This window comes from Bradyrhizobium sp. Rc3b, assembly GCF_900114915.1.
In the GTDB taxonomy this organism is placed as follows: Bacteria; Pseudomonadota; Alphaproteobacteria; order Rhizobiales; family Xanthobacteraceae; genus Bradyrhizobium.
On the sequence record NZ_FOUS01000004.1, the window covers coordinates 498,265 to 515,546 of the forward strand.

The 17,282-nt window shown below is 63.2% G+C and carries 17 protein-coding genes; 7 read left to right on the forward strand and 10 right to left on the reverse strand.

Annotation, left to right across the window (positions count from 1 at the left end):
• Nucleotides 1–8 precede the first annotated feature (8 nt).
• Together BM190_RS12370 and BM190_RS12375 are read right to left on the reverse strand one after the other, a co-directional pair.
• The gene (locus tag BM190_RS12370) at nucleotides 9–227 is read right to left on the reverse strand and encodes a hypothetical protein (RefSeq protein WP_026201909.1); all 219 of its coding nucleotides are present in this window, start codon (nucleotides 225–227) and stop codon (nucleotides 9–11) included.
• 121 nt (nucleotides 228–348) lie between these two features.
• Nucleotides 349–555 carry a YdcH family protein gene (locus BM190_RS12375; RefSeq protein ID WP_008546179.1) on the reverse strand — a complete coding sequence of 69 codons (207 nt, stop codon included), beginning with the start codon at nucleotides 553–555 and terminating at the stop codon, nucleotides 349–351.
• A gap of 329 nt (nucleotides 556–884) precedes the next feature.
• Between BM190_RS12375 and BM190_RS12380 the strand changes: the two genes are divergently transcribed.
• Entirely contained in the window at nucleotides 885–1,064 is a 180-nt protein-coding gene (locus BM190_RS12380; protein WP_026201910.1) for a YdcH family protein, read from the forward strand.
• Nucleotides 1,065–1,238: 174 nt separating this feature from the next.
• On the opposite strand, the gene BM190_RS12385 is transcribed toward BM190_RS12380, so the two are convergent.
• The gene (locus BM190_RS12385; protein ID WP_092254760.1) at nucleotides 1,239–2,342 is read right to left on the reverse strand and encodes an NAD(P)/FAD-dependent oxidoreductase; all 1,104 of its coding nucleotides are present in this window, start codon (nucleotides 2,340–2,342) and stop codon (nucleotides 1,239–1,241) included.
• A 202-nt stretch (nucleotides 2,343–2,544) separates the two neighbouring features.
• On the opposite strand from BM190_RS12385, the gene BM190_RS12390 reads away from it, so the two are divergent.
• From BM190_RS12390 to BM190_RS12410, 5 genes are all read left to right on the forward strand, one after another.
• Nucleotides 2,545–5,232 carry a sensor domain-containing protein gene (locus tag BM190_RS12390; RefSeq protein ID WP_092254763.1) on the forward strand — a complete coding sequence of 896 codons (2,688 nt, stop codon included), beginning with the start codon at nucleotides 2,545–2,547 and terminating at the stop codon, nucleotides 5,230–5,232.
• A 139-nt stretch (nucleotides 5,233–5,371) separates the two neighbouring features.
• Nucleotides 5,372–6,850 carry a glycerol-3-phosphate dehydrogenase gene (locus tag BM190_RS12395; RefSeq protein WP_092254924.1) on the forward strand — a complete coding sequence of 493 codons (1,479 nt, stop codon included), beginning with the start codon at nucleotides 5,372–5,374 and terminating at the stop codon, nucleotides 6,848–6,850.
• Nucleotides 6,851–6,902: 52 nt separating this feature from the next.
• Nucleotides 6,903–8,072, forward strand: a complete 1,170-nt coding sequence (locus tag BM190_RS12400) for an ABC transporter ATP-binding protein (RefSeq protein ID WP_092254765.1) — start codon at nucleotides 6,903–6,905, stop codon at nucleotides 8,070–8,072.
• The gene (locus BM190_RS12405) at nucleotides 8,069–8,983 is read left to right on the forward strand and encodes an ABC transporter permease (protein ID WP_092254768.1); all 915 of its coding nucleotides are present in this window, start codon (nucleotides 8,069–8,071) and stop codon (nucleotides 8,981–8,983) included. The genes BM190_RS12400 and BM190_RS12405 overlap by 4 nt, the downstream gene beginning before the upstream one ends.
• 4 nt (nucleotides 8,984–8,987) lie before the next feature.
• Entirely contained in the window at nucleotides 8,988–9,800 is an 813-nt protein-coding gene (locus BM190_RS12410; RefSeq protein WP_091956459.1) for an ABC transporter permease, read from the forward strand.
• Between the two features lie 14 nt (nucleotides 9,801–9,814).
• Here BM190_RS12410 and BM190_RS12415 read toward each other — a convergent pair whose 3' ends face one another.
• Together BM190_RS12415 and BM190_RS12420 are read right to left on the reverse strand one after the other, a co-directional pair.
• Entirely contained in the window at nucleotides 9,815–10,363 is a 549-nt protein-coding gene (locus BM190_RS12415) for a hypothetical protein (protein WP_143109037.1), read from the reverse strand.
• Between the two features lie 22 nt (nucleotides 10,364–10,385).
• Nucleotides 10,386–10,964, reverse strand: a complete 579-nt coding sequence (locus BM190_RS12420; RefSeq protein ID WP_018317824.1) for a hypothetical protein — start codon at nucleotides 10,962–10,964, stop codon at nucleotides 10,386–10,388.
• 133 nt (nucleotides 10,965–11,097) lie between these two features.
• On the opposite strand from BM190_RS12420, the gene BM190_RS12425 reads away from it, so the two are divergent.
• A complete protein-coding gene (locus tag BM190_RS12425) occupies nucleotides 11,098–11,595 on the forward strand; it encodes a DUF6622 family protein (RefSeq protein WP_092254773.1) in 498 nt (165 codons plus the stop codon).
• Here the strand turns inward: BM190_RS12425 and BM190_RS12430 are convergent, their stop codons facing one another.
• The 5 genes from BM190_RS12430 to BM190_RS12450 all read right to left on the reverse strand — a co-directional run bounded on the left by BM190_RS12430 (nucleotide 11,596) and on the right by BM190_RS12450 (nucleotide 17,281).
• A complete protein-coding gene (locus tag BM190_RS12430) occupies nucleotides 11,596–12,588 on the reverse strand; it encodes a hypothetical protein (protein ID WP_092254776.1) in 993 nt (330 codons plus the stop codon).
• Nucleotides 12,589–12,701: 113 nt separating this feature from the next.
• Nucleotides 12,702–13,553, reverse strand: coding sequence for a carbohydrate ABC transporter permease (locus BM190_RS12435; RefSeq protein WP_018317827.1), 852 nt, complete (start codon nucleotides 13,551–13,553; stop codon nucleotides 12,702–12,704).
• The gene (locus BM190_RS12440; protein ID WP_018317828.1) at nucleotides 13,550–14,422 is read right to left on the reverse strand and encodes a carbohydrate ABC transporter permease; all 873 of its coding nucleotides are present in this window, start codon (nucleotides 14,420–14,422) and stop codon (nucleotides 13,550–13,552) included. The genes BM190_RS12435 and BM190_RS12440 overlap by 4 nt, the downstream gene beginning before the upstream one ends.
• A 95-nt stretch (nucleotides 14,423–14,517) precedes the next feature.
• The gene (locus tag BM190_RS12445; protein WP_092254779.1) at nucleotides 14,518–15,903 is read right to left on the reverse strand and encodes an ABC transporter substrate-binding protein; all 1,386 of its coding nucleotides are present in this window, start codon (nucleotides 15,901–15,903) and stop codon (nucleotides 14,518–14,520) included.
• A gap of 397 nt (nucleotides 15,904–16,300) precedes the next feature.
• Nucleotides 16,301–17,281: a LysR family transcriptional regulator gene (locus BM190_RS12450; RefSeq protein WP_092254782.1), complete on the reverse strand. Its 981-nt coding sequence runs from the start codon at nucleotides 17,279–17,281 to the stop codon at nucleotides 16,301–16,303.
• Between the last annotated feature and the right edge of the window lies 1 nt (nucleotide 17,282).

Here is a 17,282-nt window from a genome sequence, read left to right on the forward strand (position 1 = left end):
CTGACGGTTCAGGCGGCGCTGCTCTTGCTCCGCATCTTGCTGCGCGAGGTCTCCGGAATGCAGCCGGCGGAAATCGCCGCCTGCAATTCCTCCAGCTCGGCCTCCAGATATTCGTTGGCCATGATCAGCGCCTTGATGGTGCTGCGCAGATTGCCGTCGCACATCGCGATCGCCTGATCGCAGGCCTGTTCATAATGGCTGTTGTCGAGAAGGGCGGCGGTCGACATCTGCATTGTCCTTGTCAGTTGTGCTGGACGTTTCCTGGGGGCGCTGGGGCGCTCGAATGTTCCTATTTTGTTCTATTCGAGTCAAGCGGATTCATCTGCACGAGGGAAGCCGGCTCGCAGGTCAGGCGATGATGTCGGGGGTGATCTGGTCTTCGATGAACGCGATGCGGTCTCGTAACAACAGCTTGCGCTTCTTCAAGCGCTGTAACCGCAATAGGTCGGGGGCGGGCGATTGATGCAGTGCATCGATCGCCGCATCGAGATCTCGGTGTTCCTGCTGCAACCGGGTGAGCTCGGCTTCGAGCTCACGCTCGTCTTCATTGGTCATGTCTGCGGTGGCCGAAAACCGATAGGCGTGGGATTAAGGCTGTGGATGCCCTGTGGAAATTATCGTCCTTGCGCGGCGTGATCGCAAGCGATCTGCGACCACCGTTCGCCGATCTCCAGCGACATATTTCCGCTGATCGCCGCGGCGCTGCGCAAGCGCATTGATATCATGGATTTTTCCCGTGCGGTTCCTTTACTCACGCTTCGTTACATATGAATTTTCAAAAATGAAGCTGTCACGACGGTTATCCATCGACAGAACGAATCGCTGATGTACACTTCCTTGTCCGGATCGAATCCTGAGGTTCAACCCTACCGAGGAGGTTTCGAATGACAATTCAGGCACATCTCGTTGAATTGGAGCGGAAGCACAAACTTCTCGAAAACGAATTGCACGAAGCTCTCGTGCACCTTTCAACAGACGACCTGCAAATTGTTGAGTTGAAGCGCCGGAAGTTGATGGTCAAGGACCAGATCGAGCGTCTGAGGCACGGCGACACGCTCCACTAGTGACCCCCGTAACAGCGTAGAGTTGATCGTACCCTTATCCCGCAGGGGTGAGAGCTTTTGCGCTCATCCCTGCAGCAAAGTGCGCACCGTGCAAAGAAGTTTGCGCGGTGTTTCGTTTTTGTCTGAACGCGTTGTCTTGCCGCGAACCGGTACCCGCTTCGCTCGAAAACGCCTTCAGATGTCTGCGAGCTCGGCGACGTGATCTGCGATCGCGAGCGACGACGTCAGTCCCGGCGATTCGATGCCGAACAGATTGATCAGGCCAGCGACGCCGTGATCGCGCGGGCCCTGCATCAGGAAGTCCTGCGTGGCCACCGCGGGCGGTACGATCTTCGGCCGGATACCCGAATAGCTCGGCATCAACGCGCCGTCAGGCAGCGTCGGCCAGTATTTGCGGATCGCCGGGTAGAACCGCTCGGCGCGTGACGGGTCGACCTCGTAGTCGATCGTCTCGATCCACTCGACGTCAGGGCCGAAGCGCGCCTGGCCTGCCATGTCCAGCGTCAGATGCACTCCCAACCCGCCGGGCTCGGGCACCGGGTAGATCAGGCGCGAGAACGGCGCCTTGGCATTGCAGCTGAAGTAATTTCCCTTGGCGAGATAGGCCCGTGGAATTCGGTCCAGCGGCATGCCGTCGATGTTGCGCGCCACATTCGTCGCCGAGAGCCCCGCGGCGTTGACGAGGAGGCTGCATTGCAGCGTCATTGGCGCCTCGCCGCCGGCGTCGATCTCGATCAGGCCGTTCGCCGCCTTGGCGCGGATCAGCGGGGTGTGAAACGCGAAGGCCGCGCCGGCTTCCTCGGCTTCGCCGCGCAGCGAGAGCATGTAGGCGTGGCTGTCGATGATGCCCGTAGAGGGCGACAGCAGTGCGGCGTCGCAGGCCAGCGCCGGCTCCAGCGCGCGTGCCGCCTCGCCTGTGAGCAACTGCATGTCGAGCACGCCATTGGCCTCGGCATGCGCCTTGATCGATTGCAGCTTCGCGGTCTCCTGCGGGCTGGTCGCAACGATCAGCTTGCCGCAATTCTTGTGCGGGATGCCGCGCTCGCCACAGTAGCGGTAGAGCGCGTGCTTGCCGTCGACGCACATGCGCGCCATCCAGCTCCCGGCGCGGTAGTAGATGCCGGCATGGATCACCTCGCTGTTGCGCGAGGAGGTGATGGTGCCGATCGCCTCGGCCTCCTCGAGCACGATGACCTCGCGCCCGGCCTGCGCAAGCTTTCGAGCCACCGCGAGCCCGATCACGCCGGCTCCGATGACGACGCAATCGACCCTATCCATGGTTGTGCAGGATGTCCGCTGGAAGCGCCGGTGGCGTCAGGCCTGGAGAGAATGCCGCGGGGCCATTTTCCGTTAAGGAAGAATTTATCATGTCAGGGCAATTGCCGTATTTCACGTCACATTTTTCTGTTGCGCGTACAGGCGTTTACCCGATCCAAACGCGTGAAGCCAGACAATCCGACGTTGAAATCGCGGGTGGCTGATGGCTGAGAAGAACTGGCACGAGGGCAGCACGCTTCCGATTGCTGTGCAGGCCGTTGTGTGCCTGGCCGGCACGGTTGCGCCTGCGCGCGCCTTTGCGCTGTCGGACAGCTTCGCCGCGCCGAGCTATCTCGGCCAGCTCGATCCCAACGTGGTCTGGGAGGTCCTGATCGCGGGCATCGTCGTCTGCGCGTTCCTCGCCGCGATCGTGCTGTGGATCCATTCCTCGCTGCGCCGGACCAGGCGCTTGCAGTTGCGGCGCAACGCCTTCGTCTCCTCCGCCATGAACAATCTCAATCAGGGCGTGGTGATGACGGATGCGCACCGCCGCATCATCTTCTGCAACGACCGCTATCTCGAGATCTACGGCCTGACGCGGTCGGAACTCTGGGCCAATATGGACGGCCATGAGCTTCTCGATCTCAGGCGCAAGCGCGGGGTGCTTGGCGGCATCTCCGACGATGAGTTCTACGAGAAGGCGGCAAGCCACAACGGCCTGATCACCGAGCTGCCCGACGGCCGGGCCATCCTGGTGAAGTTTTTCGTGCTGCCGAACGGCGGCTCGGTGGCGACGCATCTGGACGTCAGCGAGCAGCGAAAGCTGTCGCGACAGCTCGCTTCCACCAAGCAATTCCTGGAATCGGTGCTGGACCATGTGCCGGCCTGCGTGGCCGCGAAGAACATCGAGGATGGTTGCTACATCTTCGCCAACAGCGCCTATGAGCGATTCTGGGGGTTCTCGCGGGATCACGCCGTCGGCAAGAACGCAGGCGAGCTGTTTGCGCCGGTCTCGGCAGCCATTATCGAGGCGACCGACCGGGCGGCGCTCAACTCCCCGGACGGCCAGTTCCGCAACGAATTCGAGGTCGACCGCGGCGGCGAGCGGCGCATGGTCGCCTCGATCCGGATCGTGGTCCGCAACGAGAGCAACAAGCCCGAGTTTCTGCTGCTGGTGTTCGAGGACATCACCGACCGCCGGTCGCTGTCGCAGGAATTGGAGAGCACCAAGAAGTTCCTTGAGCTCGTGGTCGACAACATCCCGGTGGCGCTGATCGTCGAGCAGGTGAAGGACGGCCGCTATCTGCTCGCCAATCGCAGCGCGGAGACGATCCTCAACCGCCGGCGCGAGGAGGCCACGGGCCTGACCGCGTCCGACATCTTCAACCCCAAGGAAGCCAAGCTGATCATCGCGCGCGACGAGGCCGCGATCAAGAAACGCGGGATGATCACCGAGGAGCATCCGATCTCCACCAAGGACGGCCTGCGGCTGTTCCTGACCCGGCGTGCCACGGTGCTCGGCGATACCGGCGAGCCGCAATATCTGATCAAGACCCACGAGGACGTCACCGACCGCCGGCAGACCGAGTCGCGCATGGCGCACATGGCCTATCACGACGGCCTCACCGATCTGCCGAACCGCGCCGCCTTCCTCCAGGCGCTGACCCAGATGATCGAGGCCTGCGAAGGCACCGGCGAGGAGTTCGCGGTCCTCTGCGTCGACCTCGACGGCCTCAAGGAGGTCAACGACGTCTTCGGTCATGCGCTCGGCGACAAGCTCCTGATCGAGGTGGCCCAGCGGCTCCAGGACTCCGCCCGTGGCGGCGTGGTGGCGCGCCTGTCCGGCGACGAATTCGGCCTGATCATCGACGGCAAGCAGCCGGACGCAGGTCTTGCACTGGCGCAGCAGATTGGCGACGCCGTCGCGAAGGACTTCCAGATCGACGGCCGTGCGGTCCGCGCCGGCGTCACCACCGGCATGTCGATCTTCCCGCACAACGGCGCCGATGGCGCCTCGCTGCTCGCCAATGCCGGTGCGGCGCTGTTCCGCGCCAAGCAGAAGTCGCGCGGCACGATCAGCCTCTACCAGCCCGAGATGGACCACCAGATCCGCGACCGCCGCGTGCTGCACCAGGACCTGTCGGTGGCGATCAAGAACGGCGAGCTTTCGCTTGCCTTCCAGCCGCAGGGCGTCGCCGGCCACAGCGTTGCCGAGAGCGAGATCATCGGTTTCGAGGCGCTGGCGCGCTGGCAGCATCCGGTGCGCGGCCAGGTCTCGCCGGCCGAATTCATCCCGATCGCCGAGGAGAGCGGTCTGATCGTCGAGATGGGCGAGTGGATCCTGCGCCAGGCCTGCCGCGAGGCGGCGTCCTGGCCGAAGCCGCTTCAGGTCGCGGTCAATCTGTCGCCGGCGCAGTTCATGCACGGCGACGTGGTCGGCCTCGTCCATTCGATCCTGATCGAGACCGGCCTTGCACCCGGCCGGCTCGAGCTGGAGATCACCGAGGGTGTGCTGATCGAGGATTTCGACCGGGGCCTTGCGCTGCTGCGCCGCCTGAAGGCGCTCGGCGTGCGCATCTCCATGGACGATTTCGGCAGCGGTTACTCCTCGCTGAGCTACCTCCAGGCGTTCCCGTTCGACAAGATCAAGATCGACCGGGCCTTCATCATCAATCTCGGCCGCAACCCGCAATCGGCTGCGATCGTTCGCGCGGTGATCGATCTCGGCCACGGCCTCGAAATGTCGATCATTGCCGAGGGCGTCGAGACGGTCGAGCAGCTCGCCTTCCTCGCCAAGGAGGGCTGTGACGGCGTGCAGGGCTATCTGCTCGGCAAGCCCCTGCCGATCGGGAAATATGCCGGGCTGGTCGGCCGCGCTGAACTCATGGAGCTTGCGCTCAAGACCGGTTAGAGCGTTTTCGAGCGACGTGGATACCGGTTCGCGTCAAGAAAGAGCGTCAGAATAAAAATCTAGAGCCCCCGTTCCGATTTCATCGGAACGGAAATGGCTCTAGTGATGATGGGGCGCTTTGCTCCCATTCGACGGCTTCATGGCGGATTACGATCTCGCGATCATCGGCGGCGGGCTGAACGGTGTCAGCCTCGCGCGCGATGCGGCCGGCCGCGGCTTGCGGGTCATCCTGTTCGAGCAGGGCGATCTCGGCGGCGCGGCCTCCTCGGCAACACCGCGGCTGATCCACGGCGATCTGTCGGTGCTGGAGCGGCGCCGGTTCCGGCGGGTGCGCCGGGCCCTGGCCGAGCGCCGGACCTGGCTCCGGATCGCGCCGCATCTGGTCCGGCCGATGCGTTTCGTGATCCCCGCGCATGCCGACGAGCGTCCACCATGGCTGCTGCGGGTCGGCCTTTATGTCTATGACGGTCTAACGAACCGGGGCGGTCTGCCACCCTCGGCGACCATCGACATCACGCATCATCCGGTCGGCAACGCGCTGAAACGCCCGTTCGGTACGGCGTTCGAATATTCGGACTGCGTTGTCGACGACTCCCGCCTGGTGGCGCTGACGGCACTGGATGCCGCTGAACATGGCGCGGCGATCCGGACCGGTGCGCGTTGCGTCCGTGCCGACAGAACCGACATTTGGCGGCTCGCGGTGGTCGATCGTGGCCACCGCCGCACGGTGACGGCGCGGGCGCTGGCCAACGCCACCGGCGGCTGGACGCCAATGGTCGCTGAGACCGTGCTGCGGCAGCCGCAGCCCGCGATGGCGGCCACGCAGATGAGCCAGATTATCGTGCCCAAGCTGTTCGACTCCGAGAACGTCTACGTCTTTCAGAACAATGATGGGCGGCTGATCTTTGCCCGGCCCTTCGAGCGCGACTTCACGCTGATCGGCACGGTCACGCACGCCTTCACCGGCGATCCCGCAATTGTGGCGATGCCTGGGGCCGACGTCGGCTATCTCTGCGAAGCGGCGAGCCGCTATTTTCGTGAGCGCGTCGCCCCGACCGACGTGGTCCGGACGGTCTCCGGCGTCAACCTGACGCTGGCGTCCGTGCGCGGACGCGACGGCACGATGCTGTTCCATGCACGCCGGCGCAAGGCGCCGCTGCTCACGATGTTCGGCGGCGACGTCACCACCTCGCGCCTGCGCGCGGAGTGGGCGGTGACGAAGCTGACGCCGTTCTATCCGATGTCGCCGCCCTGGACTGCTGGAGCTGCGCTGCCCGGCGGAGATTTCGCCTGGGACCGTTTCGACATCGAAGTCGACCTCGCGCGCGACCGCTGGCGCTTTCTGTCGGAGCCAGAAGCCCAGCGTCTGGTCGGAGCCTATGGCTCGCGGTTGTCCGCGGTGCTAGGCGAGGCAAAGACCCGCGACGAACTTGGCCCGGCGTTCGGCCCCGAGCTGACCGGTGCCGAGGTGCGTTATCTGATTGCCAGCGAATGGGCGCGCTTTCCGGACGATATCCTCTGGCGCCGCTCCAAGCTCGGCTTGACCATGCCCGCGGCGGATCGTGACGCTCTGGCGGCGTTCATGGCGGGTGTGAAAGATGCACCGCTAATTGGTTGAGCAAAAGCCGATCGGCCGCTAGCGTGCGGCGGAATCGGGGTTGGCAGGGAACATGACGGACGAATTGCCCAAAACGCACGCCGCGACAGGTGCGGCCGATGGAGACGCATCCGCGGCGGGCCGGCCGCTGCTGCGCATCGAGGGCGTCGTCAAAACCTTTGGCACTTTCCGCGCGGTGGATGGCGTCTCGCTCGACATCAAGGCCGGCGAATTCTTCGCGCTGCTCGGGCCCAGCGGCTGCGGCAAGACCACGCTGCTGCGCATGCTCGCCGGCTTCGAGGCGCCGGACGAGGGGCGCATCCTGCTTGGTGATAAGGACATCGCGCAGGCGCTGCCGCATGAGCGCCCGATCAATATGATGTTCCAGAATTATGCGTTGTTTCCGCATCTGTCGGTGCGTGACAACATCGCCTTCGGCTTGAAGCGCGCCGGCCTGTCGCGCGCCGACACCGCCACCCGAGTGGCCGAGATGGTCGCCCTGGTGAAGCTCGAAGGGCTCGAGAAGCGCAAGCCGGATCAGCTCTCCGGTGGCCAGCGCCAGCGCGTGGCGCTTGCCCGCGCACTGGCGCGCCGGCCGCAACTGCTGCTGCTCGACGAGCCGCTCGCAGCGCTCGACAAGAAGCTGCGCGAGAATACGCAAGGCGAGCTGATGGAGCTGCAGCGCCGTCTCGGCATGACCTTCATCGTCGTCACGCACGACCAGGAGGAAGCCATGACGATGGCGAGCCGGATCGGCGTGATGAAATCAGGCAAGCTCGCTCAGGTCGCGAGTCCCCGCGATCTCTACGAAGCGCCGCGCTCGCGCTGGATCGCGGAGTTTGTCGGCGACGTCAACCTGTTCGACGGCGAGACGAAATTGCGCGACGGTCATCGCCTGGTCATTGGCACGCGTGATGCGGGTACGTTGGTGGTGGCGGAGCCGCGCGAACCGGTCGGTGCGGGAAGATTCTCGATCGCGATTCGTCCCGAGAAGATCAAGTTGTCGCGGCGCGCCCCGGTGAGCGAAGCCGGTCGTGAAACCATGATCAACAGCCTGGACGGCGTGGTCGCGGACATCTGCTATCTCGGCGGCACCACGACCTATAAAGTGAAGCTCGATACCGGCGGAATCGTACGGGCCTCGGTCGCCAACAGCGCCCGCCTGGATGTCGACGCCTATAGCGTGGGCCAGCAAATCGTCGCCTGGTTCACGCCGGATGATTGCGTGGTGCTGCCGTCATGAGCTCCCGCCGCATCTTTGCGCGCCCGGCGCGCTTTGCCGCGATCGCGCCCTATGTCTGGATGGTGCTGTTCTTCCTGGTGCCGTTCGCCTTCGTGCTGAAGATCAGCCTGTCGCAGACGGCGATCGCGCAGCCGCCTTACGAGCCGGTATTCGCGCTGACGGCGGGGTGGGATGCGCTCAAGGCGGCCTTTGCCGCACTGTCGATCGAGAATTTCAAGCTGCTCGTCTCCGACGACATCTATGTGTTCGCCTATGTGCGCAGCCTCACCGTCGCTCTGACCGCGACTACGCTGCTGCTGCTGATCGGCTATCCCATCGCTTATGGCATGGCGCGGCTGCCGAAGAGTTGGCAGGCTGTGGCGATGGTGCTGGTGATCGTGCCGTTCTGGACCTCGTTCCTGATCCGCATCTATGCCTGGATCAACATCCTCCAGCACGACGGCCTGCTGAACCAGATCCTGCTGGCGCTACATCTGGTCAGCCAGCCCGTGGTCTGGCTCTCAACCGACAGCGCGATGTATATCGGCATCGTCTATTCTTATTTGCCATTCATGATCCTGCCGCTCTACGCCACGCTCGCCAAGATGGAGCCGGTGCTGGAGGAGGCGGCCTCCGATCTCGGCGCGCCGCCGTGGCAGGTGTTCTGGCTCGTCACCTTCCCGCTGTCGCTGCCCGGCGTCGGTGCCGGCGTGCTGCTGTGCTTCATTCCCATCGTCGGCGAATTCGTCATCCCGGACCTTCTGGCCGGCTCCAATTCGCTGATGATCGGCCAGACCCTGTGGCTCGAATTCTTCACCAACAAGGATTGGCCGGTCGCCTCTGCAGCGGCCATCGTGCTGCTGGTGGTGCTGCTTGTGCCGCTGCTGCTGTATGAGCGGCTCCAGAAGCGGCAGCTGGAACAGGGCCGCTGACGCCATGCGCAAGGTCTCGCGCCTGTCCCGTTTCAACGTCGCCTCGCTCGCGCTGGGGCTGGCGTTCCTTTACTTGCCGATCCTCATCCTCGTCATCTATTCCTTCAATGCCTCGCGGCTGGTGACGGTGTGGGGCGGCTGGTCGCTGCGCTGGTATCACGAGTTCTTCAACGACCGCGCCATGATCGAGGCGGCCTGGATGAGTTTTCGCGTGGCGGTCTCCTCCGCGACCATCGCCACGCTGCTCGGCACGCTCGCCGCGGTCGCCTTGTCGCGCGGCGAGCGCTTCCGAGGCCGTACGCTGTTCTCTGGCATGCTCTACGCGCCGCTGGTGATGCCCGAGGTGATCACGGGGCTGTCGCTGCTATTGCTGTTCGTGGCGCTGAACGCCGAGCGCGGCTTCTGGACCGTGACGATCGCCCATACCACGCTGACGATGTGTTTCGTCGCCGTGGTCGTGCAGTCCCGCCTCGGCTCGCTCGATCGTTCGCTGGAGGAGGCGGCGATGGACCTTGGCTGCGACCCGGTGCGCGCCTTTCTTTCGGTGACGCTGCCGCTGATCGCCCCCGCGATCGTCGCAGGCTGGATGCTGGCCTTCACGCTGTCGCTGGACGATCTCGTGATCGCGAGCTTCACCACCGGCCCCGGCTCGGCGACATTGCCGATCCGGATCTATTCCGAGGTGAGGCTGGGCGTGAAACCCGAGATCAACGCGATCTGCACGCTGGTGATCGCCCTGATCGCGGTGGTGATCGTGATCGCTTCGCTCGCCTCAAAACTGTCGAGCTCGCAGGGCGAGAGCGCCGCGCCGCTGTAAGCGGGGCCCGCTTCTCAGAAAGCAGCCAACACCCACTTGGCTCCGTCCGCGCGTAAGATGTATAGCTTGCCGCGCGCCAACACGGTCTGGAAGTCGGCATTTCCCGTTCCGATGATGGCCTTGAGCTCGCTGCCGGCTGCATCGGCTTGTACGGTCAGGATCTGCCGTGGCGCCAGCTCGATCTTTTGTGAAACTCCCCCGACAACGAACTGGAAGCCGAGTGGCTGACCGGCGTCGTTGTAAAAGCCGACGCTGTTTGCTGCGACCACCGGCTCGGCGAGCGAGCGGACGGGAACGGTGAGACCTTGATTGCCATTCGGAGCCAGCCCTGTGGCTGTTGGAACGTGGCCCGGCGCAAGTCCGGGGACTTGGAGCGGCATCCGGGTCACATAGGGAGTCATCGGAGCCAGATCAGGCCTGATCGCGTTTCTCTCGATCGCCGTCTGCGGATTTGGGGCTCGCAAACCAAGATTTCCAGGCGAGGCTGATTGAGCCGATGCCAACTGGGGCGCCGAAATCAGAATAAGGCCGGCGGTCGCTGCTGCGGTGCTTAAGCAGTCCATGACGATGCCCTCTTGTCTAACGTTAACCTCTAGGTGCGGTCGCGGTGCCCGGCGGTGCCGCTTGATTGGGAGGAGCCGCGTTGGCAGCATTGAGGGCTGGCGGTTGGCCCTGAGGTTCTTCGGCCGCCCCGGCCGCCGACTTGCCAAAAATATACCCGACGATCGTGCCGAGGAGACTGAATACGGGTGCGGTCTGCGTGTCGGTGTAGCCGGCTACGATCAAGAACAACGCGGCAAAAACCACGACGAGAAGTAGGAAGGCCTTATAGAACTCCTGTGTGAGTTTGCCGATCGCCGCCATTACACACAGCAGGATTGCCATTGTGACCACCAATGCGATGGCGAGGCCGGTCAACCAGAATTCATAAGGCGTCTTGTAGGTGATGTAACCCTGTTGCTGCGCCGGCTTGCCGGTCCCCACGCTTGCGGGCGATTGTCCCGTCGGCGGCGGATTGGTAATCCGTTGATCTTGACTGACGTCTGAGGGCGTCGCGGTGGCGCTGGGGCTCGGATTGTCGGGAAGCTGTTGCGCACAAGCCAGGCCGCCGCAGAGAAGCATCAGCACGATGAGGGCAAATCTTGTCAGTCGGTGTAGCAGCATTTTGCTATCCGTCGGGCAATTGAATTGAAAAATACGCGGCACAGGCAATAAGTAGAGAATATCCTGCGCGCACACTTAGGTTGTCAATCCGATTCTTGCCTTTCTCGGCCCGGTCGGCAGGACTGGAGGTCTCATGAAGAGCTGGCTCGCTATCGCCGCCCATACCCCGCTATGGGTCTGGATCTTGTTCGCCTATCTGGTCTGGCAAGGTATCCAGTCGATGCAGCCACGCACGACGCCGATCTGGCGCGCGCTGATCCTGCCGGTCGTGTTCATCGTCTGGGGGATGTCTCGGATCGGTTTCGGGCCTCAGGGCAACGCGTGGCCGCTGATCGCGTGGATCGCGGCCGCGCTGGCACTGCTGCCGCTGGGCGTGCTGACGCCGCGTCCTTTCGAGGTCGATCACACGACAGGTGAGATCATCCGCCAGGGCAGCGCGTTTGCCCTGATCCGCAACCTTGTCGTGTTCTCACTGCAATATGCGGTCGGCGTGATCTCGGTGATCGATGCGAGCGACCGCGCACTGGCAATCATCATCGGCCGCGCCATCTCGGGCGCGACCGCCGGCTACTTCATCGGCTCGACGATCGCGCTGGTGATGGCCTATCGACGAAAACGCACCCTCGGATGATCAGCGCGACCGGGGCGGACGTTTCGAGCCTCTGGTGCCTGTGGGACGCGGCCGCGTTGCGGTGGCTGCGACGGGGGCGGCATACCGCGCGCGCAATGCGCCCTGCGCCGCCGCCCCGAGCTGCCGCAGCGCCAGGGCGTCGAGCGGAAATTCCAGCAGGATATGGATCAGGCTCAGCGCCAGCAGGAAGGTGAAACCGAACGCGTAGTCGTAGAAATAGAGCGCGGTGGAAGCTGCGCTGGCGGCGGCCATCGCCGCCAGCCGCGCCTTCGGGACCGCGGTCCAGCGGATCACGTCGGCTTTAATGAACCAGTTGAGGTAATGATAGGTATAGACGAAGGCGAGCAGGCTCGTCAGCCTGGTGTCGAGGACGAGGCCGGGCACGCCGAACAGCCGGCTGAGCGCCGGACCGACATTGCCGAAATAATCCTGTCCGACCCGGGCAAAGCTCGCGATCCGGATTTCAGCGGTTGGCGGCAGCAGCAGAATCGTAGCGATCGCGACGAGGTAGACAGCCACCAGCGCAGCCTGGACGCGGCTGCCGGATCGGTGCGCGCCGAGCACCATGAAGATCAGCGTGAACAGCGAGACGTGGATCAGGGTCGGAATCAGGATGCCGATCACGGCGAGCGAGGATCCGCTCGAATACATGAGCGCGGACAGTGCGATCGCCGTCATGAACAGCAACATGCTCTCGATCGCCGAGGTGGTGGCCGCAAGCATGGCGCAGGCGATCAGCGCGCCCCACATCGCAAAGCCGAACCAGGAGGCGTTGTCGATCAGGGCCGCGACCACGGCGATGATTGCGAGGGCTGCCGCAATCCCGCGATGTGGCAGGTAATAGCTGCGGTCGTGCAGCCATGAAATCTCGGTGAAGTAGTGCGCCGGGCCGAGCACGACATAAGCCAGCAGCAACAGCTCGAACGGCATCAGATAGGCCGCCGCGAGCGCCAGCAGCATCAGGCCGAGATGGATCGCGTCGTTGCTGCGCATGATGCCGTGCCCTGCATTGGGGCACGGAGGTTAGAGCAGGCGTGGACAACCCGCAATTGTCCACCTTGTCGCTCGAACGTCCTGCTTGCGGCGACCCGATGCGTCCTGTCGCGTCAGGACTTCACCGCACCTGCCGTGAGCCCGCCCACCATGTAGCGGCGGAAGGCATAGTAGATCGCGGCCGGCGGCAGTGCGTAGATGAAGCCGGTCGTCATCAACAGCTCCCACGGCGAGTCGTCGGCGGCGAGGAAGTTGCCGAGCGCGACGGGCAGGGTGATCTCGCGGTCGTTCGAGAGCAGCAGGAACGCGTAGAGATATTCGTTCCAGGCCAGCAGCACCGCATAGGTGCCGATCGCGACCAGCGAGGGCATCATCAGCGGCAGGTAGACCAGGCGGAAGATCTGAAGCGTCGTCGCACCGTCCATCACGGCGGCTTCGTCCAATTCGACCGGCAGCTTGTCGGAGGCCTGCTTGAGCACCCAGATCGCGTAGGGGCTGGCGATGGTCACCATCGCCAGGATCAGCGACCAGTGATTGTTGAGCAGGCCGTAATTACCCATGGTGCGGTACATTGGCACGGCAAGGAATGCCGCCGGGATGAAATAGGTGAACAGCGCGAGATTCATCACGACCCGCCCGCCGGGCACCTTCAGCCGCGAGATCGAGAACGCCGCGGCGGTGGCGATGAACAGCGTCAGCACGCCGACGGATGCCGCGATCACCAGCGAGTTCCAGAACTGTATGTAGAAGTCGCGCAGGAAGTAGTGCTGCTGCTTGAACACGATTTCGAAGTTGTGCAGCGTGGGATGGTCCGGCCACAGCTTGCCGGAGAATGCGTCCTCCTTCGGCGAGATCGCGAACAGGAACATGTGGTAGATCGGAATCATCGTCCAGAGGAAGACGGGAATGCCGATCAGCAGCAACCGCGCTTCGGTTGCGACTTCGCGCAGGGTAGGGAGCTTCATCGCGACAACCGTTTCATCATGAAGTACACGAGCGGCAGGACGAACGGCATTGCGCAGACGATCGATGCCATGGCCAGCGAGAGCTGGTCGAGCCGGAGATAGCGGATGCCGAGGGTCGACAGCACATGCGTGAGGTCGGCCGGGCCACCGCCGGTGAGCAGATAGACGCTGTTGAAGTCGCCGAGCGTCCAGATCATCGAGAGCAGCGTGCAGGTGACGTAGAGCGTCTGCATCGACGGCCAGGTGATGTAGCGGAATTTCTGCCACCAACTCGCACCGTCGACCTCGGCGGCCTCGAACAGATCGTGCGATATCGCAAGGCGGCCGGTGATCAGGATCAGCGTCCAGAACGGCAGCGACTTCCAGATATGCACCGCGATCGCCATGGTCAGTGCCACGGTCGGATCGTTCAGCCAGTTCGGGCCGTCATCGCCGGTCAGGGAGAAGATGAAATGGTTGACCATGCCCCATTCGGGATTGAGCATGAACCGGACCGACAGGATGGTCGGGATCGACGGCACCGCCCAGGGCAGGATGAAGATCACCGAGAGCCATTTGATCCAGGGGCGCTGCACGGCGAAGAAGCCGGAGAGGAATAGCGCGATCAGCATCTTGATGTTGATGCCGATGACCAGGAAGATCAGCGTATTGACCGCGGCACGCGCGAAGATCGGATCGTTGTAAAGCGCGACATAATTCGACGGGGCTCGCGCCAGCCACAGCCCGTAGCCGACGGGATAGACGACGAAGGCAAGGAAAACGAGCAGATAGGGCGCAAGCAGCACGATGCCCCAGACCTGCGCCGGGGTCAGCCGCGACGACAGGGGCGGGGCGGGGATTGCCTGGTCGCCAGAGAGCGTGATCGCCATTCTTTTCGGACTCTTCAAAGAGATGCCGGCCGCGAAACGCGGCCGGTGTTGTTCTTATACCTCTCCCCGCACAGCGGGGAGAGGGAAAGGATGATTCAGCCCGCGACCTGCTTGATGCGGGCGATCAGTTCGTCGACGGCCTTGTCGACCGGAACCTTCTCACTGACGACGCGATTCATCGCCTTCGCCCACACGTTCTCGTTGTTGAGGATCGTGAACTTCCAGTTCTTGGTGAAGTCGAACGCCGCGGTGCCGCCCTTGAACTGGGTGTAGACGGCCTTGCGGTGCTTGTCAGCCTGCCAGAACGGGCTTTCCTGGCTTTCCTTGGTCACCGGGAACCAGCGGCCGAGGGCACCCTCGATGTAGGGACGGACGTTCTCTTCCTGGAGCAGGAAGCTGATGAACTGCTTGGCCTCGGCCTTGTTCTTGGCCGCGGTGAAGATCAGTCCGGTCTTGACGTCGGAGCGGTAGCGGATGGTCGAACCATCCGGCGCCTTCGGGAAGGACGCCGTCACGATGTCCTGCTCATAGGCCTTCTTGCCGGCTTCGCGCTGTTCCGGCGTGAGCGCCTGGTTCTGGGAATCCTCGAACCACTTCGCGGCGATCGAGATCGTGAAATTGTGGGTCATCACGATGGTTTTGTTGTGGAAGGCGACGTTGTTGTCGGGATCCTTCCAGGTCGTGGAGGACGGCGGTGTGCAACCCTTGATGTAGGTGTCGGTGTAATCCTTCATCGCCTTGATCAGGTTCTCGCGAACCTTGGGATCGTCGACCGTGAGCTTGCCGTCGTCGTCGACCAGCTTGACGTGGTAGGCGTCCATGAAGGTGTAGAACGACTGGAAGGCGTCGGTGGATTCCACGCCCATCGGCTGGCCGACGGCATAGATGCGCTGGCCGGTGGCCTTGCGGATCGCCGGCTGCACCTTGTCGCACCAGAACGTCCAGTAGCCGGTCCAGTCGTTCGGGATATCGGTGAGCTTGAAACCGGACTTCTCCAGCATGTCGTTCCAGATCTGGACGTGCATGCTCTGCTGCTTCAGCGGGAAGCCGTAATAGGCCTTCTTCTTGGTGACGTCGTTATAGAGGATCGACGCATCCAGCGTGTTCTGCACGAACCGGCCCTTGATCGGCTCCATCACGTCGGAGAGATCCTCGAGCTTGCCTTCATAGGCCCACTTGCCCTGCGCCTGCACGTCATAAGAGTCGGAATAGGCGACATCGGGCACGGTGCCGGCATCGAGCGCGGCGACCGTCTTCGGAATCATGTCCTGGATCGCGTATTGCGACAATTCGACCTTGATGCCGGTCTTGGCTTCGAACTTCTTGATCGTCTCGATCAGCGCGTCGTCTTCGGAGCGATAGAAGCCCTTGCCCCACCACACCGTGATCGTCTTCTGCTGCGCAAATGCGGGTGCAGCGGCTGCAAACAGCCCGGCCGCAGCGACCGCCAGTGATACTGCGCCAATAACCTTGGATTTCACGTTTTTCTCCCTCAAACGGCCGGTGTTTTTAACCGGTCGTATAAAACACTAGCGCATGGCGTTAACCCGATCTAGCGGCATGTTGTCAGACATAGGTCGTGGGGATGGGCCTTGCGGAGATGCTTAACGCGTGCATCGATCCAATCGCCGCATCAATTCGCGGCCATCAATTCGCCTTGTGCGTTCTGGCTTCGCCGGGCCATCCGCGACGTCAAACGCCGGATTGCCGAAAGACCGGCTGTTGTAAGCGGTGCGAGCACCGGGTGCAACGTGGCAGGCACCCGCGCCACCGCCGCGGCGGTGGATCCAACATGTGTCTTTGAAGACATTACAGGGGCGATCCGAGGGGTTCCGGTTTGGCTCGGGAACAGTCTGGCGCCGTTCTGCGGGTGAATTGTCAGCGTCTGCGCTTTGGCCCCGTCGAAGTGGCATTCGAACTTGCCTCGGTTGATCGGGGCCGCGACCTGCCTTGCCCACTCGTCCGCGATGGAGAGCGCCATGCTTCGAGCAGCATCTTGAGAAACTGGCTGGCATGCGGCGATAGCGTCGCCCCGCGCCTGCGCACAATTCCGATCGTCCGCGACACTTCCGGCTCGACCAGCCGAACGGTGTGAATGATCGGATGACCGGCGGCGGGCGTCGCGAGCCTCGGCAGCACGGCGATGCCCAATCCCTCCTCGACCAGACCAAGCGAGCCGGAGAGGTGGGCGACTTCATAGGACCAGTTCAGCTGCAGGCCCTGCCGCGCCAGCGCATTGTCGATCAGCGCGCGGTTGCCGCTGTTGCGACCGACAGTGATGACCCGGTGCGACACGATCTCCGACCAGCTCACCTGCTTGCGCGATGCTAGCGGATGGTCATGGCGGCAGGCCAGCACGAACGGGTCCTCAACCAATTTCTCGAATTCGATTTCGGCATGCGAAGCGCCGATGAAATTGATGCCGAAGTCGACTTCTCCGCGCGCCACCGCTTCCAACCCCTCATTGGCGCCGATGTCCAGAATGCGGATGCGAATTCGCGGATAGGCTTCGGCGAACCGACCGATCGCTCGCGGAAGAAAATAGAACACCGCCGTCGGCACCGCAGCCACGGAGACCAAACCCGAACTTCGCGCGCCGATATCATGGATGGCGAGCACCGAGGTCTCGAACTCGTCGATGAGGCGGCGGACCTTCGGCAGGAAGTCGCGTCCCGTCATGGTGAGATTGACGTGACGCGTGGACCGTTCGAGCAACGGCGCACCAAGGCTTTCCTCCAGCTTCTGAATGCGTCGGCTGAGCGCCGGCTGGGACAAGTTCAGCGCCTTCGCGGTCCGGACGAAGCTGCCCATCTCCGCGACGGTGATGAACGCCTTGAGGTCGAGCAGTTCTGCGTTCATG